Consider the following 22,706-nt stretch of genomic DNA (forward strand, 5'->3'; position numbering starts at 1 on the left):
TTGCGCATACACCGCTGAGGCTGCGCTACTGAGCCGGGCGGAAAATATACGGTTGGCCGTAAATGTGATCAATGCAGGCAAAAAGGCTCCAAAATGCCGCTTCATCTACGACTGACGGTGTAAATCGATACCCGAATCACTTGAGCAGGGAAATACGACGACCGCTGCGCTATGCTTCGCGCCGTTGCGCACGGGGAAAACCCTTGGGTCAATAAAACGTCTGTTACGAGAAGTAAAACAGCGCATGCTAGGGTCAGCTTAGACGCGCTGTTTATAAGAGGCCTCAGGTCAAAGGGCAGGAGTGGTTGATGGGTCAGGCAAGTAGTCAGGCAGCAGGTGCCGAGCATTCCAACGCGAAGCCGATCGGCATGCTGGTGGCAGCGGTCGGGGTGGTTTACGGCGATATCGGTACCAGCCCGCTCTATACCCTCAAAGAGGTGTTCAACGGTGGTTATGGGGTGCAGGTCAACCATGACGGTGTGCTGGGGATCCTGGCGCTGATCTTCTGGTCGTTGATCTGGGTGGTGTCGATCAAATACATGCTGTTCGTGCTGCGCGCCGATAACCAGGGCGAAGGCGGCATCATGGCCCTGACCGCGTTGGCGCGAAGGGCGGCGGGGGAGCGCAAGAAGTTGCGCAGTTTCCTCGTGGTGTGCGGCCTGTGCGGTGCGGCGCTGTTCTATGGCGACAGCATGATCACCCCGGCGATTTCGGTGCTGTCGGCCATTGAAGGCCTGGAACTGGCGTTCGACGGCCTGGAAAAATGGGTGGTGCCGATCGCCCTGGTGGTGCTGGTGGCGCTGTTCCTGATCCAGAAGCACGGTACCGACCGCATCGGCAAGTTGTTCGGGCCGGTGATGGTGACCTGGTTCCTGGTGTTGGGTGGTCTCGGTGTGTATGGCATTACCCTGCACCCTGAAGTGCTCAATGCCCTGAACCCGATGTGGGGCGTGCGTTTCTTCGAGGCCCACCCTGGCATTGGCGTGGCGATCCTCGGTGCGGTAGTGCTGGCGTTGACCGGTGCCGAGGCGCTGTATGCCGACATGGGCCACTTCGGCCGCAAGCCCATCGCCCGCGCCTGGTTCATCCTGGTGTTGCCGGCGCTGGTGCTCAACTATTTCGGCCAGGGCGCCATGCTGCTGGGCGACCCGGAAGCCGCACGCAACCCGTTCTACCTGCTGGCGCCGAGTTGGGCGCTGATCCCGCTGGTGGTGTTGTCCACCCTGGCCACGGTGATTGCGTCCCAGGCGGTGATTTCCGGTGCGTTCTCGTTGACGCGCCAGGCGATCCAGTTGGGTTATATCCCGCGCATGCATATCCAGCACACCTCAAGCGCCGAACAGGGCCAGATCTATATCGGTGCGGTGAACTGGTCACTGATGGTCGGCGTGATCCTGCTGGTGCTGGGTTTCGAGTCCTCCAACGCACTGGCGTCGGCCTACGGCGTGGCTGTGACGGGGACTATGTTGATGACCACGATCCTGGTGTCGGCAGTCATGCTGTTGCTGTGGAAATGGCCACCGATTCTGGCCGTGCCGGTCCTGGTCTGCTGCCTGTTGGTGGACGGGCTGTACTTCGCGGCCAACGTGCCGAAGATCATTCAGGGCGGCGCCTTCCCGGTATTGGCGGGGATTGTGCTGTTCGTGCTGATGACCACCTGGAAGCGCGGCAAGCAATTGCTGGTGGACCGCCTCGATGAAGGTGGCCTGCCGTTGCCGATCTTCATCAGCAGCATCCGCGTGCAGCCGCCGCATCGCGTGCAGGGCACGGCGGTGTTCCTTACCGCGCGCCCGGACGCCGTGCCCCATGCGCTGTTGCACAACCTGTTGCATAACCAGGTGCTGCATGAACAGGTGGTGTTGCTGACTGTGGTCTACGAAGACATCCCGCGTGTCCCGGCCTCACGGCGCTTCGAGGTGGATTCCTACGGCGAGGGGTTCTTTCGCGTGATCCTGCACTTCGGCTTTACCGATGAGCCGGACGTCCCCGAAGCGTTGAAGCTGTGCCATTTGGACGGCCTGGATTTCAGTCCGATGCGCACCACGTACTTCCTCAGCCGTGAAACCGTCATCGCCTCCCGCATCAAGGGCATGGCCCGTTGGCGCGAAGCGTTGTTTGCATTCATGCTCAAGAACGCCAACGGCAACCTGCGGTTCTTCAAGCTCCCGGTCAACCGAGTGATCGAATTGGGCACCCAGGTCGAAATGTAAGCCTGCGCGGTACGGGAGCCGGCAATCGGCTCCCGCTTTACGTCTGAACCCTGTGCAATCCACGGTTGTCGACTAGGCTCTAAGCACTGTTGTGTAGGAGCGGGCTTGCCCGCGAAAAACGTCACGGTAACGCGTTAATCCTGGATAGACGCGGCGCCTATGAGGCCTTCGCGAGCAAGCTCGCTCCTACAAAAGTGCCCAAAAGCCAAGAAGAGGTGCGCCATGAGCCAGCTGCTCGAACCCTATACCCTGCGCCAATTGACCCTTCTCAACCGTATCGCCGTGTCGCCGATGTGTCAGTACTCAAGTGTCGATGGCCTGGCTAACGACTGGCACCTGGTTCACCTCGGCAGCCGCGCGGTCGGTGGCGCCGGGCTGATATTCACCGAAGCTACCGCCGTAACCGCCGATGGCCGCATCACGGCCGAAGACCTGGGCCTGTGGAACGACGAACAGATCGAACCCCTGCGGCGCATCACACGGTTTATCGCCGCCCAGGGCGCGGTGGCGGGCATCCAACTGGCCCATGCCGGGCGCAAGGCCAGCACCCACCGGCCATGGATCGGCAAGCACGGCAGCGTCAAGCCGCAAGACGGTGGCTGGGTGCCGGTGGGGCCGTCGCCGATTGCCTTCGACCCGCAGCACACCCAACCCAAGCCTTTGGATGAGGCGCAGATCCAGCAAGTGATCGCCGATTTTGTCGCCGCCGCCAGGCGCGCCCTGACCGCTGGTTTTGAAGTGGTGGAAATCCACGCCGCCCATGGTTACCTGCTGCATCAATTCCTCTCGCCCATCAGCAACCAGCGGCAGGACCAATATGGCGGCTCCTTCGAGAACCGTATCCGCCTGGTGCTGCAAGTGACCGAAGCGGTGCGCGAAGTCTGGCCCCAGGAGCTGCCGCTGTTCGTGCGGGTGTCGGCCACCGACTGGGTGGAAGATGGCTGGAACCCTGATGAAACCGTTGAACTCGCGCGTCGCCTCAAAGACCTGGGCGTGGACCTGATCGACGTATCTTCCGGTGGCACTGCCGCCAACGCCGAAATCCCCACCGGCCCCGGTTACCAGACGCGCTTTGCCGAGCGTGTACGCAAGGAGTCGGGCATCGCCACCGGCACCGTCGGCATGATCACCGAACCGGCCCAGGCCGAGCACATCCTGCGTACCTGCCAGGCCGACATCATCTTCCTGGCGCGTGAACTGCTGCGTGACCCTTACTGGCCGTTGCATGCCGATGATGATCTGGGCGGGCGCAAGGCTATTTGGCCGGCTCAGTACCAACGAGCGACCCATCGGGACCAACCGATCCATGAGTCTGACTTGAGGGATTGATCCTGCGTCGGCGCCCTCGAAACCCACCTTGAACCGGTGGGTTTTTTTTGCCTGCTGCTGTGGGATATGGTTGTAGGTATTTGTTACCGAAGTGGTTTTTTAAGTGAATACTCTAAAAAAATCCCACGCGTAACGAGATTGTTTCTACGCTTAGGGTACGACTGATTTCTGGCCCAGGGAGTCAGTCTGTTTGTACACCGAGGCATTGCGTTCCCCGGGAAACGGTTTGTGGGCACAGGAGTTTTTGATCGATATCAGGAGAAACAGTCCATGGCCAAGTCCTATGGTGTAGCGGGTGCGGTGGTGTCTTTTTTTACCCGCAGGGTGTCCTTGCGTGGCCGCAGGTTGAGTTCGGACGAAGCCGAGTTACTGGCGCAGTATCGCGCCCTGACCGAAAGCGATCAGGTGGCGATGCGGTATTTGATTGGAGCGATGAAGAGTGTGTCGCGGTTCTGATGGCGTGCCCGAGGATCGTTCCCACGCGAGCGTGGGAACGATCTGGATCAGGTGTACTTGCGCTGTTCCGGTGCCGGCGGGAAGTACTGATACAACCAGGTTTCACTCAGGGTGCGGTCCTGGGTGCGGATAAACAGTCGCAGTTCCACTGGCTCCACGCTGTCGCTGGTCGGGTACCAGTCGAACAGGATGCGGTAACCCTTGATGTTGTCGAGCACCAGCACGCTGAAGTCTTTCACTTCACCGTGGGAGCAGGTCACCACCGGCTCGATCCCGGTGCCGGCCGGCAAGCGGTCCAGGCCGCCGCCCTTGAAGTCCACGGCAAACCGGCGCGCCCACACTGGCGGGTAGTGCTCCCCCGGCGCCCAACCTTCGGTAAAGCCGCCCATGCCGGAACGGGTCGCATCGACTTGCGCCAGCGGCGTGCTGACCGGGGGCAGGGCGCTCCAGTACAGCTTGTAGCCATAGTTGAGTGAATCGCCGGCCGCCACCGGCTTTTTCGGGGTCCAGAAGGCCACGATGTTGTCCAGGGTCTCGCCGGTGGTGGGGATTTCCAACAGGTCGATCGAGCCTTCGCCCCAGGCGGTGGTCGGTTCGACCCACAGGCTTGGACGCTTGCTGTACCAGTCGACGGTGTCCTGGTAGCTGGCGAACTCATGGTCGGTCTGCACCAGGCCGAAACCTTTCGGGTCGGTGTCGGCGAACGCATTGAACTGCAGCTTGGCCGGGTTATTCAACGGGCGGCAAATCCACTCGCCATTACCCCGCCACATCGCCAGGCGGTCCGAGTCGTGGATCTGAGGGTGAATGGTGTCGCACATGCGGCGCTCGTGGGTGCCGCAACTGAACATGCTGGTCATGGCGGCGATGCCCAACTGTTCGATGGCGGTACGTGCGTTGATATGGGCGTCGATGGCCATCACCACCTGGTTGGCCTGGCAGTCGATATCGAAGCGGTAGGCACCGGTGGCGCTCGGCGAGTCGAGCAGGGCGTAGACCACAAAGCGGGTCGCGTTCTTGTCCGGGGTCTCGAACCAGAACTGCGTGAAATCGGGGAACTCTTCGCGTTTTTTTGCGTAGGTATCAATCGCCAGGCCACGGGCGGAGAGGCCGTACTGGCCGGTGGAATCCACCGCGCGGAAGTAGCTGGCGCCGAGAAACGACAGCACGTCATGGCGATCCAGTTCCGGCGCCTTGAACAACTTGAAGCCGGAGAAACCCAGGTCGCCGGTCAGCTGTTTGGTGTCGACGGTGGTTTTTTCATAATTGAACAGTGAAGGGCGGAAATGCACTTCGCGGGCTTCACGGGTCTTGGGGTCGACGCTGTGCATGCGCACCGGTGTCTTGAAGCCCATGCCGACGTGGAAGAACTGCACGTCGAGCTGGCCGTTCAATTCCTTCCACAGCGAATGGTTGCCGTCGTAGCCGATGGCGTTGAAATTCTGCGGGGTCATGGTCGCCAGTGTGGGCGGCAGCACCTGTCTGGTGTCTTTATACGCGGTCCCGGCCAGCTGTTTGGCTTGGGCCTTGAGCGTTTCAAAATCGAACGCCACGGCCTTGCCATCGGCGGCACGGTTCCCGGCCCAGGCCTGCGCGGCAAGCAGGCCGCTGGCCGATAAACCGGTGTAGGCCGCAATGGCCATGGAGGCTTTGAGCAAATTCCTGCGGTGCATAGAGACAACCTGTCGTGAGCAAATCCCGCGCCGTTCCTGGCACGTGCTGGATCAGAAATTACGGTTCGGACATGCCTTCGGCCAAACGCAACGGACATTAAACAGACGCCGGATAGCTTAAGCGGTTCGATGACGTAGGAAAATTGATTGATGGCGGGGTGATTGCATTGCAAATGCGACAAGACATTTCCGACGCTGTGAGTGAACACATTACCCACGAATTATGAAGATCCAAATGTGGGAAGTGGGATGGCGACGCCGCTGCGGGTGATGTCCAGAGGGGGATGCCTGTAGGAGCGAGCAAGCTCGCTCCTACAATAAAGCGTTACGGCGCTTGGGGAGATCAGTGCTTGAACATCACATGCCGAACCATGGTGTAGTCCTCCAGCCCGTACATGGACATATCCTTGCCATACCCCGACAGTTTCTGACCACCGTGGGGCATTTCGCTGACGAGCATGAAATGGGTGTTTACCCAGGTGCAGCCGTACTGCAGGCGCGCGGCCAGGCGATGGGCGCGTCCTACGTCGGCGGTCCATACCGACGACGCCAACCCGTAGTCCGAATCATTGGCCCAGCCCAGTACCTGCACCTCATCGCTGAACTTGGTCACCGACACCACCGGCCCGAACACCTCGCGGCGCACGATCTCATCGTCCTGTTGCGCATCGGCGAGTACGGTCGGCTCAAAGAAGAAGCCATTGCCTTCCACCGCCTTGCCACCGGTGACCAGGCGGATATGCGGCTGCGCCACGGCGCGTTCGACAAACCCGGCAACCCGGTCGCGGTGTTGCGCAGTGATCAACGGCCCCAGCTCAGTGGCCGGGTCATCCTGCAAGCCGTATTTGATGCTGGCGACCGCCGCGCCGAGCTTCTCCACAAAGGCATCGTAGATGTCCGCCTGCGCATAAATCCGGCACGCTGCGGTGCAGTCCTGCCCGGCGTTGTAGAAGCCAAAGGTACGAATGCCTTCCACCGCTGCATCGATATCCGCGTCGTTGAAGATGATCACGGGCGCCTTGCCGCCCAGCTCCATGTGCAGGCGCTTCACGCTGTCGGCGGTGCTGGAGATGATATTCGCACCGGTGGCGATGGAACCGGTCAGCGACACCATGCGCACTTTCGGGTGGTTCACCAGCGGGCTGCCCACCGTGGGCCCACGGCCGAACACCAGGTTGAGTACTCCGGCCGGGAAAATCTCCGACGCCAGCTCGACCATCCGCAACGCGGTCAGCGGGGTTTGCTCCGATGGCTTGAGCACCACGGTATTGCCCGCGGCCAGGGCCGGTGCGATTTTCCAGGCGACCATCATCAGTGGGTAGTTCCACGGCGCGATGGACGCGATCACGCCCACCGGGTCGCGACGGATCATCGAGGTGTGGCCGGGCAAGTATTCACCACCGGCCGAACCGCTCATGCATCGGCTGGCGCCGGCGAAGAAGCGGAACACGTCGGCAATTGCCGGGATCTCGTCGTTCAGCGCGGCGCTGTAGGGCTTGCCGCAGTTGTCCGATTCCAGCTTGGCCAGTTCTTCGCCGTGGGCTTCGATCACGTCGGCCAGTTTCAGCAGCAACAGCGAGCGATCCTTGGGCGCGGTCTGCGACCAGCCTTCGAAGGCCGCATCGGCGGCGCGCACGGCGGCGTCGACCTGGGCTTCGCTGGCTTCTTTGATTTCCACCAGCACGCGGCCCAATGCCGGGTTGAACACCGCTTGCGCCGGGCCTTCGCCTTCGACCAGATGGCCGTTGATCAAGAGTTTGGTTTGCATGGTTCAGTCCTCTAGAAAGCGATCGTTATGTCACTGAATAAACCGGCTCTGAATGTGGGAGGGGGCTTGCTCCCGATGACAGTCTTTCAGTCACATCATCTACAACTGACACACTGCTATCGGGAGCAAGCCCCCTCCCACATTTGAGCTCGGTGTCTTCAATAAAAAATTATTTACCACCACTCCCGGCCACGCTTTCACCACCGCGGGTCAGGTAATAGGCGCCCAGGATCGGGAACATCGTCACCAGCATCACCAGCATCGCGACCACATTGGTCACCGGCACATCCCGTGGCCGGCTCAATTGGTTGAGCAACCACAGCGGCAACGTACGTTCGTGGCCGGCGGTGAAGGTGGTGACGATGATTTCGTCGAACGACAGCGCAAACGCCAGCATGCCGCCGGCCAGCAGCGCCGAGCCAAGGTTGGGCATGATGATGTAGCGGAAGGTCTGCCAGCCGTCGGCACCCAGGTCCATCGAGGCTTCGATCAGGCTGTGGGACGTACGGCGCAGGCGGGCGATGACGTTGTTGTAGACGATCACCACGCAGAACGTCGCGTGGCCGACGATGATGGTGAACATCCCCGGCTCGATGCCTAATGTCTTGAACGTCGCCAGCAGTGCAATACCGGTGATGATCCCCGGCAGCGCAATCGGCAGGATCAACATCAGCGACACGCCTTGCTTGCCAAAGAACTCGCGGCGATACAGCGCCGCCGAGGCCAGGGTGCCCAGCACCATGGCAATCAGGGTGGCGATGGCGGCGATCTGCAACGACAGCTTGATCGCTTCCAACACGTCCGGCCGGGCGAAGGCCACGCTGAACCACTTCAGGGTAAAGCCCTGGGGCGGAAAGCTGAACGCGGCTTCTTCGGTGTTGAAGGCGTAGAGGAAGATGATCAGGATCGGGAAGTGCAGGAATACCAACCCGCCCCAGGCTGCGATCTTCAAGCCTAAGGATGATTTCTCAGAGTGCATCGAAGGCCCCCAGGCGTTTGACGATGGACAGGTAAACCGCGATCAGCACGATCGGCACCAGGGTGAACGCCGCCGCCATGGGCATATTGCCGATGGCGCCTTGCTGGGCGTAGACCATGCCGCCGACGAAGTAACCCGGCGGGCCCACCAGTTGCGGCACGATGAAATCGCCCAGGGTCAGCGAAAACGTGAAGATCGAACCGGCGGCAATCCCCGGCACCGACAGCGGCAGGATTACCTGCATGAAGGTCTGGCGCGGCTTGGCGCCGAGGTCGGCGGAGGCTTGCAGCAACGACGGCGGCAAGCGCTCCAGAGACGCCTGGATCGGCAGGATCATGAAGGGCAGCCAGATATAGACGAACACCATGAAGCGCCCCAGGTGCGAGGTGCTTAAGGTGCTGCCGCCCACGCCGGGAATACCCAGCACGAACTGCAACACCGGTTCCAGGCCCAGGTGCTGCACGAACCACTGCGCCACACCGCCCTTGGCCAGCAGCAAGGTCCAGGCATACGCCTTGACAATGTAGCTGGCCCACATCGGCATCATCACCGCGATATAGAAGAACGCCTTGGTCTTGCCCGTGGTGTAGCGCGCCATGTAGTAGGCGATCGGGAAGGCGACGATGGCGCTGGCGATCGACACCACGATCGCCATGCCCAGGGTGCGCAGGATGATGTCGAAGTTCGACGGCTGGAACAGCGCGGCGAAGTTGGCCAGGGTCAGGTCCGGGGTGACCGCCATGGTGAAGTCGTCAAAGGTATAGAAGCCTTGCCACAGCAGGGTCAGCAGCGAACCCAGGTAGATCGCGCCGAACCAGATCAGCGGCGGAACCAGCAGCATCGCCAGGTACAGGTTGGGCTTGCGGTACAGCAGGTTGGAAAACCTGCGCATCGGCGGTTGGGAAAGGGCCAGGCTCATGTCACACCTCGCCTGCGCGGTCAGTCAGCGGCGTCATGGCTTCTCGCGCCCAACGGGCGGTGATGGACTGGCCGACCTGATGGCCGCTGCTGATGTCCAGCCACTGGTTGTTGGCCTGGCTGATGTTCAGCGCCTGGCCGTTTTCCAGTTTCAGCTCATAGCGGGTGGCGCTGCCCTGGTACTGGATGTCGTGCAGCAAGCCGCTGATTTCCACTTCGCCGGCGCCCAGCGGGCCCTCGGCAAAACGCACATGTTCCGGACGGATCGAGAACGGCTGCGGGCTGCCGCTGAGGCGCTGGGCCAACTCGCCGCGAATCACGTTGGAGGTGCCGACGAATTCGGCGACGAACGCGGTGGCCGGTTTCATGTACAGGTTGCGCGGGGTGTCGACCTGTTCGATGCGGCCCTTGTTGAACACCGCCACACGGTCGGACATCGACAGCGCTTCGGTCTGGTCGTGGGTGACGAAGATAAAGGTGATGCCGAGCTGGCGTTGCAGCTTCTTCAGCTCGCTTTGCATCTGTTCGCGCAGCTTGAGGTCGAGGGCGCCCAAGGGTTCATCGAGCAGCAACACGCGGGGGCGATTGACCAGGGCACGGGCCAGGGCTACCCGTTGGCGTTGGCCGCCGGAGAGTTGCACCGGCTTGCGCTCGCCGTAGCCACCGAGGGCGACCATTCCCAAGGCTTCTTCGGCGCGGTTGAGGCGTTCGGTCTTGCCCACGCCTTTGACCTTGAGGCCATAGGCGACGTTGTCGCGCACGTTCATATGGGGGAACAGTGCGTAATCCTGGAATACCGTGTTTACGTCACGCTGATACGGCGGCAAGCCAGCGGCTTCCTCGCCATGAATGCGGATCGAGCCTGCGCTCGGCTGCTCGAAACCGGCGATCAGGCGCAGGCAGGTGGTCTTGCCCGAGCCGGATGGGCCGAGCATGGAAAAGAACTCGCCGTCCTGGATATCGATGGAAACCCGGTCAACGGCGTTCACTTCGCCGAACTGACGGGAAACGTGGGTGAATTGGACTGCAAGCGTCATGGTGCGGTGCTCCAAAAAGGCGCGGGTGGTCGCAGCGCCCGGCCTGGACTGCTGAAAAAACAAAACATCCGTGAATGCGGTCGATGTGGGAGGGGGCAAGCCTCCTCCCACAGGGGATCTATACCGTCTGCATGGTCTTAGCGGCCGCCCATGATCGCGATGTAGTCCTGGGTCCAGCGGCTGTACGGCACGAACTTGCCGCCCTCGGCCTGCGGGGTTTTCCAGAAGGCGATCTTGTCGAACTGGTCGAAGCCGTTGGTCTTGCAACCCTCGGCGCCGAGCAGTTCGCTTTCCTTGCAGGCTGCGGGCACCGCCGGCAGCGAGCCGAACCAGGCGGCGACATCGCCCTGGACTTTGGGCTGCAGCGACCAGTCCATCCACTTGTAGGCGCAATTCGGGTGCTTGGCCTCGCTGTGCAGCATGGTGGTGTCGGCCCAGCCGGTGGCGCCTTCCTTGGGAATGGTCGAAGCAATCGGCTGCTTCTCGTTTTGCAGGCCGTTGACCTGATACGGCCAGGCGCTGGAGGCCACCACGCCTTCGTTCTTGAAGTCGCTCATTTGCACGGTGGTGTCATGCCAGTAGCGGTGGATCAACGGCTGCTGCGCGCGCAACAAATCGAGCACGGCCTTGTACTGGGTTTCGGTCAGTTCATAGGGGCTCTGGATCCCCAGTTCCGGCTGGGTGCTCTTGAGGTACAGCGCCGCATCGGCGATGTAGATCGGACCGTCATAGGCCTGCACGCGACCTTTGTTCGGCTTGCCGTCCGGCAGGTTCTGCGCATCGAACAGCACGTTCCAGCTGGTGGGCGCGGTCTTGAACACGGTGGTGTTGTACATGAGCACGTTCGGGCCCCACTGGTACGGGGTGCCGTAGGTCTGCTGGCCCACCACGTACCACGGCGCATCCTTGAGGCGCGGGTCGATGTTCTTCCAGTTGGGGATCAACGCCGTGTTGATCGGCTGCACACGCTTGCCGACAATCAATCGCAGCGACGCATCCCCGGACGCGGTGACCAGGTCATAACCGCCCTTGGCCATCAAACTGACCATTTCGTCAGAGGTGGCGGCGGTTTTCACATTGACCTTGCAGCCGGTTTCCTTCTCGAAACCTGTGACCCAGTCGTAGGCCTTGTCGCTTTCGCCACGTTCGATATAGCCGGGCCAGGCGACGATATCCAGCTGGCCTTCTCCAGCGCCCACCGCCTTGAGCGGTTCGGCGGCCTGGATACTGACGCTGGCCAGCAGCGCGGTGGTCAAGGCACTGAGCAGTGCGGTCTTATGCGCAGACATGGGGATTCCCTCTTCTTTAATTATGGTCGGGGCAGTGTGTGAAGCCGTGACGCATGAGCTTAGTTGTTGTTTTAAAGATGCTGGCCGTGGCGGGCCATGATGTGGCGCACCACGCTGTAGTCCTGTAGCGAATCGCTGGACAGATCTTTCCCATACCCCGAGCGCTTCAAGCCGCCGTGTGGCATTTCGCTGACCAGCATGAAATGGCTGTTGATCCAGGTGCAGCCGTATTGCAGGCGTGCGGCGACCTGCATGGCCTTGTCCAGGTTCTGGGTCCAGACGGAGGAGGCCAGGCCGTATTCGGAATCGTTGGCCCAGTCCACCGCCTGTTCCAGTTCGTCGAAGCGGGTCACGGTAACCACCGGGCCGAACACTTCGCGCTGGACGATTTCATCGGTCTGCTTGCAACCGGCGAGCAGCGTCGGCTGGTAATAGAAGCCGGCCCCGGAATGCACGGCCGCGCCGGTGACCCGCTCGATATGCGGCTGGCCGAGGGCGCGCTCGACAAAGCTGGCCACGCGGTCGCGCTGGCGTGTGCTGATCAGCGGGCCGAGTTCGTTATCGGCATCGCGCTTGCCGGCGAAGCGCAGGCTGCTGACGGCTGCGCCCAGTTCGGCGACCAATTTGTCGTGGATGCCCGCCTGGGCGTAGATGCGGCACGCCGCGGTGCAGTCCTGGCCGGCGTTGTAGTAACCGTAGGCACGTACGCCTTCGACCACGGCTTGCAGATCGGCGTCGTTGCACACGATCACCGGTGCCTTGCCGCCCAATTCCAGGTGTGTGCGCTTGAGAGTCTTGGAGGCGGCCTGCAGGATTTTCTGGCCGGTGACGATGTCGCCGGTCAGCGAGACCATGCGCACCTTGGGGTGGCTGACCAGATGGCTGCCGACGCCTTCACCGCCACCGCACAGAATGTTGATGACCCCGCGTGGTAACACGTCCTTCAGGACCGGGGCCAATGCGAGGATCGACAGCGGCGTGTGTTCCGACGGCTTGAACACCAAGGTATTACCGGCCGCCAGCGCCGGGGCGATCTTCCACGCGGCCATCATCAGCGGGTAGTTCCACGGCGCAATCGAGGCCACCACGCCAATCGGATCGCGGCGCACCATGCTGGTGTAGCCCGGCAGGTATTCGCCACTGAGCTGGCCGGTCTGGCAGCGCACGGCGCCGGCGAAGAAGCGGAACACATCGATGGTGGCGCTCAAGTCGTCCTGGCGCGCCAGGTGCAACGGCTTGCCGCAGTTCAGCGATTCCAGGCGGGCGAGGTAGTCGGCGTGTTTCTCGATGGCGTCGGCGATGCCCAGCAGGACGTTCGAGCGTTGTTGCGGCGTGGTCCGCGACCAGCCGGCAAAAGCGCGGTGTGCGGCGAGGATCGCACTTTCGACCTGCTCGGTGCTGGCCTCGGCGATCTGGGTGAGCACTTCGCCGGTGGCCGGGTTGAGGATCGGCTCGGCAACGCCCTGGCCCTGGACCAGTTCGCCGTCGATCAGCAACGCAGTGAGCAGCGGGGTGGGCGCGCCGGACATTTTTCGTGATCTCTTTTCTTGTGTGGTCATGGGCGTTCTCTTACAAGTCGCCTGACCTTCTCTTATGGATAGACAGAGACTAGAGATCAGGCGCGAGGTCAACAAATACTAAATACTGAATGCAGCATTCGATTAAATAGATGGCTTGCGTGGGTGTGGTTGTTCCCGCGCCACGGTGAGGAACGGATCCACCAAGGCCGGTCGCGCGGTGCCCCGACGCCAGGCCAGGCCGACGTCCAGGGTCTGGCTGAGGTCGGCAATCGGCCGCGCTTCAATAATGTCGCCCTCCAGGGACCAGGGGCGGTAGGTCATGTCCGGTTGGATCGACACGCCCAGGCCCGCGGCTACCAGGCTGCGCACGGCTTCGGTGGAGGCGGTGCGCAGGGTCACGCGCGGTTGCAGGCCGGCAGCGGCCCACAGGCGCTGGGCGTTATGCCCCATTTCGTCGACATTCAACTGAATCAACGGCTCGCCTGCCACGTCGGCGAGGTTGATGCTGTCGTGCTCCAGCAGTGGGTGTTGCGCTGGCAGCCACAGGCGGTGGGGCGAGTGGGTGAGGACTTCGGTCTGCAGGGCGTGGCGGTCTTCCAGGTTGGAGAGGATAAGTACGCCCACATCGATCTCGCCGCTGACCAGTAAATGCTCGATATACGGGCGTTCGTCTTCCATCACGCGGATCTCCACGTTGGGGTAGGCGCGCTGGAAGCGGGTGAGCAAATCTGCCAGGTAGTAGCCGGCGACCAGGCTGGTCACGCCGATGATCAACTGCCCGGCGACCTGGTCGGTGCTCTGTTGCAGGCTGCGCTTGGCATTGTCGACGGTGGCGAGGATCAAGTGTGCCTGGCGCAGGAACTGATGGCCCTGGTGCGTGAGGGTCATGCCCTTGGCGTGGCGGTTGAACAGGGTGACGCCGATTTCCTGCTCCAGTTGCTGGATCGCCAGGGTCAGGGTGGACTGGGAAATGAACGCGGTCTGCGCGGCGGCGGAGATCGAGCCGGTCTCGGCCACGGCGATAAAATGCCGGATTTGACGCAAGGTCATCATGCTGGAATTACCAGTGGGGTGTTTTTATAGATTTGTCCGAGTGTATATCGGTTTTAGCGAAGGGCAGTGGCGTTACATCTGGAAGCACTCTAGATCGCGGCTTTTTGGCACTTAGTTTTACGCTGAGGGCCTATTGGTCCATGAACCCTAGTGTCTGGAGGCTACGAATGAATACCCGTGGATTGCTCGATCAGTTGCTCAAGTCCGGCCAGGACATGTTGCAGAATAAAACCGGCGGCCAGCGCAAGCAGGACGATAAAGGCGCCCTCGGCGGGCTGCTCGGCGGCGGCGGTCTGGGCAGCCTGCTCGGCGGTGCGGGCGGTGGCGCCCTGGCGGCGGGTGCCATGGGCCTGTTGCTGGGCAACAAGAAGGCGCGCAAGTTTGGCGGCAAGGCCCTGACCTACGGCGGGCTGGCCGCGTTGGGCGTGATTGCCTACAAAGCCTACGGCAACTGGCAGGCCAAGCAGGCCAACGCGCCTCAGGGCGAACCGCAAACCATCGACCGCCTGCCACCGGCCCAGGTCGAGCAGCACAGCCAGGGGATCCTCAAGGCATTGGTCGCCGCCGCCAAGGCCGACGGCCATGTGGATGAACGCGAGCGCGCACTGATCGAAGGTGAATTCACCAAGCTGGACAACGACCGCGAACTGCAAAGCTGGCTGCACGCCGAGCTGAACAAGCCGCTGGATCCGGCCGACGTCGCCCGCGCCGCCGGCACCCCGGAAATGGCTGCCGAGATGTACATCGCCAGCGTGATGCTGGTGGACGAGGAGAACTTTATGGAAAAGGCGTATCTGGACGAATTGGCCCGCCAACTCAAGCTCGAACCGGGCTTGAAGCTGGAACTGGAAAAGCAGGTACGGCTTAACCAGTAACCAACGGGGCCGGGCAAATCCAACCTGTGGGAGGGGGCTTGCTCCCGATAGCGGTGGTCCAGTTCGAATCTCTGCAACTGACCCACGGCAATCGGGAGCAAGCCCCCTCCCATAGGTGTTTTTGCAATGTGTGTGTGCCACATCGAAACCCATTGATAAATGAGGGCTTCTGCTCAGCTATACTCCCCTCCATTTGAATGGCCCTTCGAGGAAACACTGTGAAGAATTGGACCTTGCGCCAGCGGATTTTGGCGAGCTTTGCGGTCATTATCGCGATCATGCTGCTGATGGTTGTGGTGTCCTACTCACGGTTGCTGAAGATTGAAGCCAGCCAGGAATCGGTGCGTGACGACGCGGTGCCGGGGGTTTACCTCAGTTCGATGATCCGCAGCGCATGGGTCGACAGTTATTTGCAGACCATCGATATCATTGGCCTGCGTGAGGATAAAACCTTCACCAATAGCGATAAATCGGACTACAAGGCCTTCGAATCGCGTATCGAACAGCAGATGGCCAATTACGAAAAAACCGTGCATAGCCAGGCCGATCGCATGGAGTTCGACAACTTCAAGGCCGCCCACATCAATTACAACAAGGTCCTGGCCCAGGTACTCGATCGCGTCGAAGCCAATGACCTGCCGGCCGCGCGCGAGCTGCTGGAAGAGCAATTGACGCCGATCTGGACCGAAGGGCGCATGAAGCTCAATGACATCATCACGGAAAACAAGGCCGTGTCCGACAACGCGACGGCCGCCATTGACGACGCCGTTGCCTCTGCCAAGGTCAGCATGTTCCTGTCGCTGGCCGTGGCGATCCTCGCCGCCGGCCTGTGTGGCCTGCTGCTGATGCGCGCGATCATGGCGCCGATGCAGCGTATCGTCGAGATCCTCGAAACCATGCGCACCGGAGACTTGAGCAAACGCTTGAACCTGGAGCGCAAGGACGAGTTCGGTGCGGTGGAAACCGGCTTCAACGACATGATGACCGAGCTCACGGCCCTCGTGTCCCAGGCCCAGCGCTCTTCGGTGCAGGTCACCACCTCGGTCACCGAGATTGCGGCCACCTCCAAGCAGCAACAGGCCACTGCCACTGAAACGGCGGCCACTACCACTGAGATCGGTGCCACTTCGCGGGAGATCGCTGCCACTTCCAAGGATCTGGTTCGCACCATGACCGAAGTGTCTACCGCCGCTGACCAGGCCTCGGTGGCCGCCGGTTCCGGCCAGCAAGGTCTGGCGCGCATGGAAGAAACCATGCACTCGGTGATGGGCGCCGCCGACTTGGTGAATGCCAAGCTGGCGATCCTCAATGAGAAGGCCGGCAACATCAACCAGGTGGTGGTGACCATCGTCAAGGTCGCCGACCAGACCAACCTGCTGTCCCTGAATGCCGCCATCGAAGCCGAAAAGGCCGGTGAATACGGGCGCGGTTTTGCCGTGGTGGCCACCGAAGTGCGGCGCCTGGCCGACCAGACCGCCGTGGCCACCTACGACATCGAGCAGATGGTGCGTGAAATCCAGTCAGCGGTTTCGGCGGGCGTGATGGGCATGGACAAGTTCTCCGAAGAAGTCCGTCGAGGCATGTTCGAAGTGCAGCAAGTGGGCGAGCAGCTGTCGCAGATCATCCATCAGGTACAGGCCCTGGCGCCGCGGGTGTTGATGGTCAACGAAGGCATGCAGGCCCAGGCCACCGGCGCCGAGCAGATCAACCATGCCCTGGTGCAACTGGGCGATGCCAGCAGCCAGACGGTGGAGTCCCTGCGCCAGGCCAGCTTTGCCATCGATGAACTGAGCCAGGTTGCGGTGGGTCTGCGCAGCGGCGTGTCGCGTTTCAAAGTCTGATGAGCGACCTCGCGGCTAAACGCGGCGCCATTCCGGCAGCGAAAAAAGCCTTGTTCCTGGTGTTTCACATCGGTAGCGAACGCTTTGCGCTCAAGGCCACGGAGGTGGCCGAGGTGTTGCCACGCCTGCCACTCAAGCCCATCGCCCATGCGCCACTGTGGGTGGCGGGCATCTTTGCCCATCGCGGGGCGTTGGTACCGGTCATCGACCTGAGCGCGCTGACCTTCGGCACAGCGGCCCAGGCGCGGACGAGTACGCGCCTGGTGCTGGTCAATTACCAGCCGCACACCTGGGTCGAGTCGCGCTGGCTCGGGCTGATCCTCGAGCAGGCCACGGACACCCTGCGGTGCGACCCGGCGGAATTCCAGCCTTACGGCCTGGATAACAGCCAGGCGCGGTACCTGGGGCCGGTGCGGGAGGATGCCCTGGGCCTGATGCAGTGGATTGGCGTGAATGACGTGCTCACCGATGATGTGCGCGCCCTGTTGTTTTCTGCCGAGCTGAGCCTATGAGCAACGACCCGCGTTTTTTTGCCTTCTTGAAAGAACGTATCGGCCTGGATGTCGCGTCGGTCGGCGAGGCCATCATCGAGCGCGCCGTGCGCCAGCGCAGCCAGGCCGTGCAGGCACAAACACCAGGTGAATACTGGCAGCACCTGCAAAGCTCCGAGGACGAGCAACAAGCGCTGATCGAAGCCGTGATCGTCCCCGAGACCTGGTTTTTTCGTTACCCCGAATCCTTTGCGACCCTGGCCCGACTGGCGCTTGCACGCCTGGCCGAGATCAAGCAGATGCGCGCCCTGCGCATTCTCAGCCTGCCGTGTTCCACCGGCGAAGAACCCTATTCCATTGCCATGGCCTTGCTGGATGCCGGTTTGGCGCCGCACCAGTTCAAGGTCCTGGGCCTGGATGTCAGCCCGCTGTCGGTGGAGCGCGCCCGGCGCGGGGTGTATGGCAAGAACTCGTTTCGTGGCGGCGATATTTCCTTTCGCGACCGCCACTTCACGGAATACGGCGACGGGTTCCACATCGCCGACCGCGTGCGTGAACAGGTGCGCCTGCAAGTCGGCAACCTGCTCGACCCGACGCTGCTGGCGAACGAGGCGAGCTACGATTTCGTGTTTTGCCGCAACCTGCTGATCTACTTTGACCAGCCGACCCAGAAGCAAGTCTTCGATGTGCTCAAGGGCCTGACCCATGTGGACGGCGTGCTGTTTATCGGCCCCGCGGAGGGCAGCTTGCTGGGGCGCCACGGCATGCGCTCGATTGGGGTGCCGCAGTCATTTGCCTTCAGCCGGCATGCCGAACCGGTGAAGCCTGAGCCGGTATTCGTGCCCATGCCGACGCCACCGCGCAGCGCCGCGCCGGTCCCGGTCAAGCCGCGACCGTTCAGCACGGCCAGCACCCAGGCGGGGCCGATCAAGGCGCCGCCCTCCGATGCGGGCACTTTGCTCAGCCGCATCGCCAGCCTGGCCAACGAAGGTAAAAGTGCCGAGGCCCGCGCCGCCTGCGAGCAGTATCTGAACAGTCACCCGCCGGCCGCCCAGGTGTTCTACTGGCTGGGGTTGCTCAGCGACGTGGCCGGCAGCGCCCTGGAAGCCCAGGGGTTTTATCGTAAAGCCTTGTACCTGGAACCCCAGCACCCGCAGGCCTTGATGCACCTGGCCGCCTTGCTCGAGTCCCAGGGCGACAATGCGGGGGCGCGCCGTTTACAGGCGCGGGCCGCCCGCAGCGAGCGAGCAGACAGTGAGTCCAAACGATGAGTAGCACCGAGGCGCTCAACACCGCAGGCCTGGACTTGACCCTGGCCGACACCCAAGCCATCGACGACTGCTGGAACCGTATCGGTATCCATGGCGACAAGTCGTGCCCGCTGCTGGTGGAGCATATCCACTGCCGCAACTGTTCGGTGTACTCGGCTGCCGCCACGCGCTTGCTGGACCGCTATGCCTTGCAGCAGGACGACCGTCGTCCGGTGGCGGTTGCCGAGGTCGACGAAAAGATCGTCACCCGCTCGCTGTTGATGTTCCGCCTCGGCGAGGAATGGCTGGGCATCGCCACACGCTGCCTGGTGGAGGTGGCCCCGTTGCAACCGATTCATTCGCTGCCGCACCAGCGCTCCCGTGCCTTGCTCGGTGTGGCCAATGTGCGTGGCGCGCTGGTGGCGTGCCTGTCGCTGGTGGAGTTGCTTGGCCTGGAAACAACCCATCAGGGCGCCAGCGGTGGGCGGATCATGCCGCGCATGCTGATCATCGCCGCGCAGGATGGCCCGGTGGTGGTGCCGGTGGACGAAGTGGATGGCATTCATGCCATCGATGAGCGCACCCTGAAGGCGGCGTCGGCCTCGGGTACCCAGGCCAGCGCGCGCTACACCCAGGGTGTGTTGCAGTGGAAAGGCCGTAGCCTGCGGTGGCTGGACGAGGCGCAACTGTTGTCCGCCGTGACCCGGAGCCTCACATGACCCCCGACCAGATGCGCGACGCCTCGCTGCTGGAGCTGTTCAGCCTGGAAGCCGATGCCCAGACCCAGGTGCTGAGCGCGGGCCTGCTGGCCCTGGAGCGCAACCCTACCCAGGCCGACCAGCTTGAAGCCTGCATGCGTGCCGCGCATTCGCTCAAGGGCGCGGCGCGTATCGTCGGGGTGGACGCCGGGGTCAGCGTGGCCCATGTCATGGAGGACTGCCTGGTCAGCGCCCAGGAACGCCGCCTGCACCTGCAACCCGAGCATATCGACGCGTTGCTGCAAGGCACCGACCTGCTGATGCGTATCGCCACCCCTGGCAACGATGTCGGCACGGCGGACATCAACGCCTATGTGGCATTGATGGAGCGCCTGCTGGACCCATCCCAGCCCAGTGCCTACGTCGCGCCGCTGCCCGCTGTGCCTGAGCCCGCCCCGGCGCCGCTCATCGAAGAGCTGCCGCCGGAGCCTGAGCCCGCACCGCCCGTCGCCAGCGATCCGCCGCGTCAGGGCCGGCGCATGACCGAAGGTGGCGAACGCGTATTGCGCGTGACCGCCGAGCGCTTGAACAGCCTGTTGGACCTCTCGAGCAAGTCCCTGGTGGAAACCCAGCGGCTCAAGCCCTACCTGGCCAGCATGCAGCGTCTCAAACGGATTCAAAGCCAGAGCGTACGCGCCCTGGATACCCTGGATGGCCAGCTCAAGACCCTGGGTTTGAGCCTCGAAGCCGAGGAAGCCCTGGCCGATACCCGTCGCCTGTTGAGCGAAGCCCAGGCGCTGCTGGCGGAAAAGACCGCCGAGCTGGATGAGTTTGGCTGGCAGGCCGGCCAGCGTGCCCAGGTGCTCTACGACACTGCGCTGGCCTGTCGCATGCGCCCGTTTGCCGATGTACTGGCCGGGCAGGTGCGCATGGTGCGCGACCTCGGCCGCAGCCTGGGCAAGCAAGTGCGCTTGGAGATCGAGGGGGAAAAGACCCAGGTCGATCGCGACGTGCTGGAAAAGCTCGAAGCGCCACTCACCCATCTATTGCGCAATGCCGTCGACCACGGTATCGAAATGCCCGAGCAACGCCTGCTGGCAGGCAAACCCGCCGAAGGCCTGATCCGCCTGCGCGCGTCCCATCAGGCCGGCCTGCTGGTGCTGGAGCTGAGTGACGACGGCAATGGCGTCGACCTGGAGCGCCTGCGCGGCACCATCGTCGATCGTCATCTTTCAACCTGGGAGACGGCCCTGAACCTGAGCGAGGAGGAACTGCTGACGTTCCTGTTCCTGCCGGGGTTCAGCCTGCGCGACAAGGTCACCGAAGTGTCCGGACGCGGTGTCGGGCTGGATGCGGTGCAGCATATGGTCCGCCAACTGCGCGGCGCGGTGGTGCTTGAGCAGACGGCAGGGCAGGGCAGTCGCTTCCACCTGGAGGTGCCACTGACCCTGTCGGTGGTGCGCAGCCTGGTGGTGGAAGTCGGCGAGGAAGCCTATGCGTTCCCGCTGGCGCATATCGAGCGCATGTGCGACCTGGCCCCCGACGACATTGTGCAGTTGGAAGGCCGCCAGCATTTCTGGCACGAAGGTCGGCATGTCGGCCTGGTCGCCGCCAGCCAGTTGTTGCAGCGCCCATCGGGGCAGAGCAGTGACGAAACCTTGAAGGTGGTGGTGATTCGCGAGCGCGATGCGGTTTACGGCATTGCCGTGGAACGCTTTATCGGCGAGCGCACCCTGGTGGTGCTGCCGCTGGATGATCGCCTGGGCAAGGTCCAGGATATTTCCGCCGGCGCCTTGCTGGACGACGGCTCGGTGGTATTGATCGTCGATGTGGAAGATATGCTGCGCTCGGTGGACAAGCTGCTCAACACCGGGCGCCTGGAGCGCATCGCCCGGCGCAGCCAGCAGGCCACCGAGGCACCGCGCAAGCGGGTACTGGTGGTGGACGACTCGCTCACTGTGCGGGAGTTGCAACGCAAGTTATTGCTCAATCGCGGGTACGAAGTGGCCGTCGCGGTCGACGGCATGGACGGCTGGAACGCCTTGCGCTCCGAAGATTTCGACCTGCTTATCACTGATATCGATATGCCTCGTATGGACGGTATTGAATTGGTCACACTCCTGCGCCGTGACAGTCGCCTGCAATCGTTGCCGGTGATGGTGGTGTCCTACAAAGACCGTGAAGAAGACCGCCGTCGCGGGCTGGACGCTGGGGCGGATTATTATCTGGCCAAGGCCAGCTTCCACGATGACGCGCTGCTGGATGCCGTGGTGGAGCTGATCGGAGGCGCGCGATCATGAGGATTGCGATCGTCAATGACATGCCCCTGGCCGTGGAGGCCCTGCGCCGTGCCTTGAGCTTCGAGCCCATGCACCAGGTGGTGTGGGTGGCCAGCAATGGCCTGGAGGCGGTGCAGCGCTGCGCCGAATTGACCCCGGACCTGATCCTGATGGACCTGATCATGCCGGTGATGGACGGCGTGGAAGCCACGCGGCAGATCATGGCCGAGACCCCATGCGCGATCCTGCTGGTGACCGTCGACCGCCAGGCCAATATGAGCCGGGTGTTCGAAGCCATGGGCCACGGCGCCCTGGATGTGGTGGACACGCCGGCGCTCGGCGTGGGCAACCCCAAGGATGCGGCGGCGCCATTGCTGCGCAAGATCCTCAACATCGGCTGGCTGATCGGCCAGCGCGGCAGCCGTGTGCGCGCCGAAACCACCCCGGAGCGCAGCACCGGCAAACGCCAGAGCCTGGTGGCTATCGGTTCTTCGGCGGGTGGCCCGGCTGCCCTGGAAATCCTGCTCAAGGGGTTGCCCCGGGACTTTGCCGCCGCCATTGTGCTGGTGCAGCATGTGGATCAGGTCTTCGCCGCCGGCATGGCCGAATGGCTGAGCAGCGCCTCCGGCCTGCCGGTACGACTGGCCCGCGAAGGCGAACCGCCGCAAAGCGGGGTGGTGCTGCTGGCCGGCACCAATCACCACATTCGTTTATTGAAGAATGGCACGCTAGCCTATACCGCAGAGCCGGTGAACGAGATTTACCGGCCTTCGATCGACGTGTTTTTCGAAAGCGTGGCCAGCCACTGGAATGGCGATGCCGTCGGCGTACTGCTGACCGGTATGGGCCGTGACGGGGCCCAGGGGCTCAAGCTAATGCGTGAACAAGGTTATTTGACCATCGCCCAGGATCAGCAAAGCTCGGCGGTGTATGGCATGCCCAAAGCGGCGGCGGCGATTGATGCTGCTGTTGAAATTCGCCCACTGGATAGAATTGCGCCCCGATTGCTGGAGGTCTTTGCAAAATGATCATGACCTTCC

General features: G+C 62.5%; 18 protein-coding genes. 10 read left to right on the forward strand and 8 right to left on the reverse strand.

Features of this window, described 5'->3' with window-relative positions; all coding sequences use genetic code 11:
* The first annotated feature begins 308 nt into the window (after positions 1–308).
* The 3 genes from J3D60_RS27665 to J3D60_RS27675 all read left to right on the forward strand — a co-directional run bounded on the left by J3D60_RS27665 (position 309) and on the right by J3D60_RS27675 (position 3,995).
* Positions 309–2,210, forward strand: a complete 1,902-nt coding sequence (locus J3D60_RS27665) for a potassium transporter Kup (protein ID WP_027604535.1) — start codon at positions 309–311, stop codon at positions 2,208–2,210.
* A gap of 222 nt (positions 2,211–2,432) precedes the next feature.
* The gene (locus J3D60_RS27670; protein ID WP_027604534.1) at positions 2,433–3,539 is read left to right on the forward strand and encodes an NADH:flavin oxidoreductase/NADH oxidase; all 1,107 of its coding nucleotides are present in this window, start codon (positions 2,433–2,435) and stop codon (positions 3,537–3,539) included.
* Between the two features lie 270 nt (positions 3,540–3,809).
* Positions 3,810–3,995, forward strand: a complete 186-nt coding sequence (locus tag J3D60_RS27675; RefSeq protein WP_065926501.1) for a hypothetical protein — start codon at positions 3,810–3,812, stop codon at positions 3,993–3,995.
* Between the two features lie 47 nt (positions 3,996–4,042).
* On the opposite strand, the gene J3D60_RS27680 is transcribed toward J3D60_RS27675, so the two are convergent.
* From J3D60_RS27680 to J3D60_RS27715, 8 genes are all read right to left on the reverse strand, one after another.
* The gene (locus tag J3D60_RS27680; protein ID WP_065938728.1) at positions 4,043–5,668 is read right to left on the reverse strand and encodes a glucan biosynthesis protein D; all 1,626 of its coding nucleotides are present in this window, start codon (positions 5,666–5,668) and stop codon (positions 4,043–4,045) included.
* 343 nt (positions 5,669–6,011) lie between these two features.
* Positions 6,012–7,436 (reverse strand): gamma-aminobutyraldehyde dehydrogenase, encoded by a 1,425-nt coding sequence (locus J3D60_RS27685; RefSeq protein ID WP_253493479.1) that lies wholly within the window; start codon positions 7,434–7,436, stop codon positions 6,012–6,014.
* Between the two features lie 169 nt (positions 7,437–7,605).
* A complete protein-coding gene (locus J3D60_RS27690; RefSeq protein WP_025856826.1) occupies positions 7,606–8,415 on the reverse strand; it encodes an ABC transporter permease in 810 nt (269 codons plus the stop codon).
* Positions 8,405–9,334 (reverse strand): ABC transporter permease, encoded by a 930-nt coding sequence (locus tag J3D60_RS27695; RefSeq protein WP_027604529.1) that lies wholly within the window; start codon positions 9,332–9,334, stop codon positions 8,405–8,407. Before J3D60_RS27695 ends, J3D60_RS27690 begins: the two co-directional genes overlap by 11 nt.
* A 1-nt stretch (position 9,335) precedes the next feature.
* Positions 9,336–10,370 carry an ABC transporter ATP-binding protein gene (locus tag J3D60_RS27700; RefSeq protein WP_253493480.1) on the reverse strand — a complete coding sequence of 345 codons (1,035 nt, stop codon included), beginning with the start codon at positions 10,368–10,370 and terminating at the stop codon, positions 9,336–9,338.
* 137 nt (positions 10,371–10,507) lie between these two features.
* Entirely contained in the window at positions 10,508–11,659 is a 1,152-nt protein-coding gene (gene ydcS, locus J3D60_RS27705) for a putative ABC transporter substrate-binding protein YdcS (protein WP_065926496.1), read from the reverse strand.
* Between the two features lie 71 nt (positions 11,660–11,730).
* A complete protein-coding gene (locus tag J3D60_RS27710) occupies positions 11,731–13,188 on the reverse strand; it encodes a gamma-aminobutyraldehyde dehydrogenase (RefSeq protein WP_253494050.1) in 1,458 nt (485 codons plus the stop codon).
* Between the two features lie 132 nt (positions 13,189–13,320).
* Positions 13,321–14,232 carry a LysR family transcriptional regulator gene (locus J3D60_RS27715; RefSeq protein WP_065938733.1) on the reverse strand — a complete coding sequence of 304 codons (912 nt, stop codon included), beginning with the start codon at positions 14,230–14,232 and terminating at the stop codon, positions 13,321–13,323.
* Positions 14,233–14,399: 167 nt separating this feature from the next.
* Between J3D60_RS27715 and J3D60_RS27720 the strand changes: the two genes are divergently transcribed.
* From J3D60_RS27720 to J3D60_RS27750, 7 genes are all read left to right on the forward strand, one after another.
* Complete coding sequence (locus J3D60_RS27720; RefSeq protein ID WP_065938734.1) at positions 14,400–15,107, forward strand: tellurite resistance TerB family protein; 708 nt, start codon at positions 14,400–14,402, stop codon at positions 15,105–15,107.
* A gap of 218 nt (positions 15,108–15,325) precedes the next feature.
* Positions 15,326–16,948 carry a methyl-accepting chemotaxis protein gene (locus J3D60_RS27725; RefSeq protein ID WP_027604523.1) on the forward strand — a complete coding sequence of 541 codons (1,623 nt, stop codon included), beginning with the start codon at positions 15,326–15,328 and terminating at the stop codon, positions 16,946–16,948.
* Positions 16,948–17,460, forward strand: coding sequence for a chemotaxis protein CheW (locus J3D60_RS27730; RefSeq protein WP_253493481.1), 513 nt, complete (start codon positions 16,948–16,950; stop codon positions 17,458–17,460). The genes J3D60_RS27725 and J3D60_RS27730 overlap by 1 nt, the downstream gene beginning before the upstream one ends.
* Positions 17,457–18,710: a protein-glutamate O-methyltransferase CheR gene (locus tag J3D60_RS27735; protein ID WP_253493482.1), complete on the forward strand. Its 1,254-nt coding sequence runs from the start codon at positions 17,457–17,459 to the stop codon at positions 18,708–18,710. Before J3D60_RS27730 ends, J3D60_RS27735 begins: the two co-directional genes overlap by 4 nt.
* The gene (locus J3D60_RS27740; RefSeq protein WP_253493483.1) at positions 18,707–19,408 is read left to right on the forward strand and encodes a chemotaxis protein CheW; all 702 of its coding nucleotides are present in this window, start codon (positions 18,707–18,709) and stop codon (positions 19,406–19,408) included. The genes J3D60_RS27735 and J3D60_RS27740 overlap by 4 nt, the downstream gene beginning before the upstream one ends.
* Complete coding sequence (locus J3D60_RS27745; protein WP_253493484.1) at positions 19,405–21,687, forward strand: hybrid sensor histidine kinase/response regulator; 2,283 nt, start codon at positions 19,405–19,407, stop codon at positions 21,685–21,687. Before J3D60_RS27740 ends, J3D60_RS27745 begins: the two co-directional genes overlap by 4 nt.
* On the forward strand, positions 21,684–22,694 hold the full coding sequence (locus J3D60_RS27750) for a chemotaxis response regulator protein-glutamate methylesterase (RefSeq protein WP_065938739.1): 1,011 nt from the start codon (positions 21,684–21,686) through the stop codon (positions 22,692–22,694). Before J3D60_RS27745 ends, J3D60_RS27750 begins: the two co-directional genes overlap by 4 nt.
* Positions 22,695–22,706: the final 12 nt, after the last annotated feature.

It is taken from the genome of Pseudomonas sp. S3E17 (assembly GCF_024168685.1).
GTDB lineage: Bacteria > Pseudomonadota > Gammaproteobacteria > Pseudomonadales > Pseudomonadaceae > Aquipseudomonas > Aquipseudomonas marginalis.

Bases quoted from the DNA above. Each gene is read 5' to 3' on its own strand.
- J3D60_RS27665 (WP_027604535.1), top strand. From the start codon at position 309: ATGGGTCAGGCAAGTAGTCAGGCAGCAGGTGCCGAGCATTCCAACGCG.
- J3D60_RS27670 (WP_027604534.1), top strand. From the start codon at position 2,433: ATGAGCCAGCTGCTCGAACCCTATACCCTGCGCCAATTGACCCTTCTC.
- J3D60_RS27675 (WP_065926501.1), top strand. From the start codon at position 3,810: ATGGCCAAGTCCTATGGTGTAGCGGGTGCGGTGGTGTCTTTTTTTACC.
- J3D60_RS27680 (WP_065938728.1), bottom strand. From the start codon at position 5,668: ATGCACCGCAGGAATTTGCTCAAAGCCTCCATGGCCATTGCGGCCTAC.
- J3D60_RS27685 (WP_253493479.1), bottom strand. From the start codon at position 7,436: ATGCAAACCAAACTCTTGATCAACGGCCATCTGGTCGAAGGCGAAGGC.
- J3D60_RS27690 (WP_025856826.1), bottom strand. From the start codon at position 8,415: ATGCACTCTGAGAAATCATCCTTAGGCTTGAAGATCGCAGCCTGGGGC.
- J3D60_RS27695 (WP_027604529.1), bottom strand. From the start codon at position 9,334: ATGAGCCTGGCCCTTTCCCAACCGCCGATGCGCAGGTTTTCCAACCTG.
- J3D60_RS27700 (WP_253493480.1), bottom strand. From the start codon at position 10,370: ATGACGCTTGCAGTCCAATTCACCCACGTTTCCCGTCAGTTCGGCGAA.
- ydcS (WP_065926496.1), bottom strand. From the start codon at position 11,659: ATGTCTGCGCATAAGACCGCACTGCTCAGTGCCTTGACCACCGCGCTG.
- J3D60_RS27710 (WP_253494050.1), bottom strand. From the start codon at position 13,188: ATGTCCGGCGCGCCCACCCCGCTGCTCACTGCGTTGCTGATCGACGGC.
- J3D60_RS27715 (WP_065938733.1), bottom strand. From the start codon at position 14,232: ATGATGACCTTGCGTCAAATCCGGCATTTTATCGCCGTGGCCGAGACC.
- J3D60_RS27720 (WP_065938734.1), top strand. From the start codon at position 14,400: ATGAATACCCGTGGATTGCTCGATCAGTTGCTCAAGTCCGGCCAGGAC.
- J3D60_RS27730 (WP_253493481.1), top strand. From the start codon at position 16,948: ATGAGCGACCTCGCGGCTAAACGCGGCGCCATTCCGGCAGCGAAAAAA.
- J3D60_RS27735 (WP_253493482.1), top strand. From the start codon at position 17,457: ATGAGCAACGACCCGCGTTTTTTTGCCTTCTTGAAAGAACGTATCGGC.
- J3D60_RS27740 (WP_253493483.1), top strand. From the start codon at position 18,707: ATGAGTAGCACCGAGGCGCTCAACACCGCAGGCCTGGACTTGACCCTG.
- J3D60_RS27745 (WP_253493484.1), top strand. From the start codon at position 19,405: ATGACCCCCGACCAGATGCGCGACGCCTCGCTGCTGGAGCTGTTCAGC.
- J3D60_RS27750 (WP_065938739.1), top strand. From the start codon at position 21,684: ATGAGGATTGCGATCGTCAATGACATGCCCCTGGCCGTGGAGGCCCTG.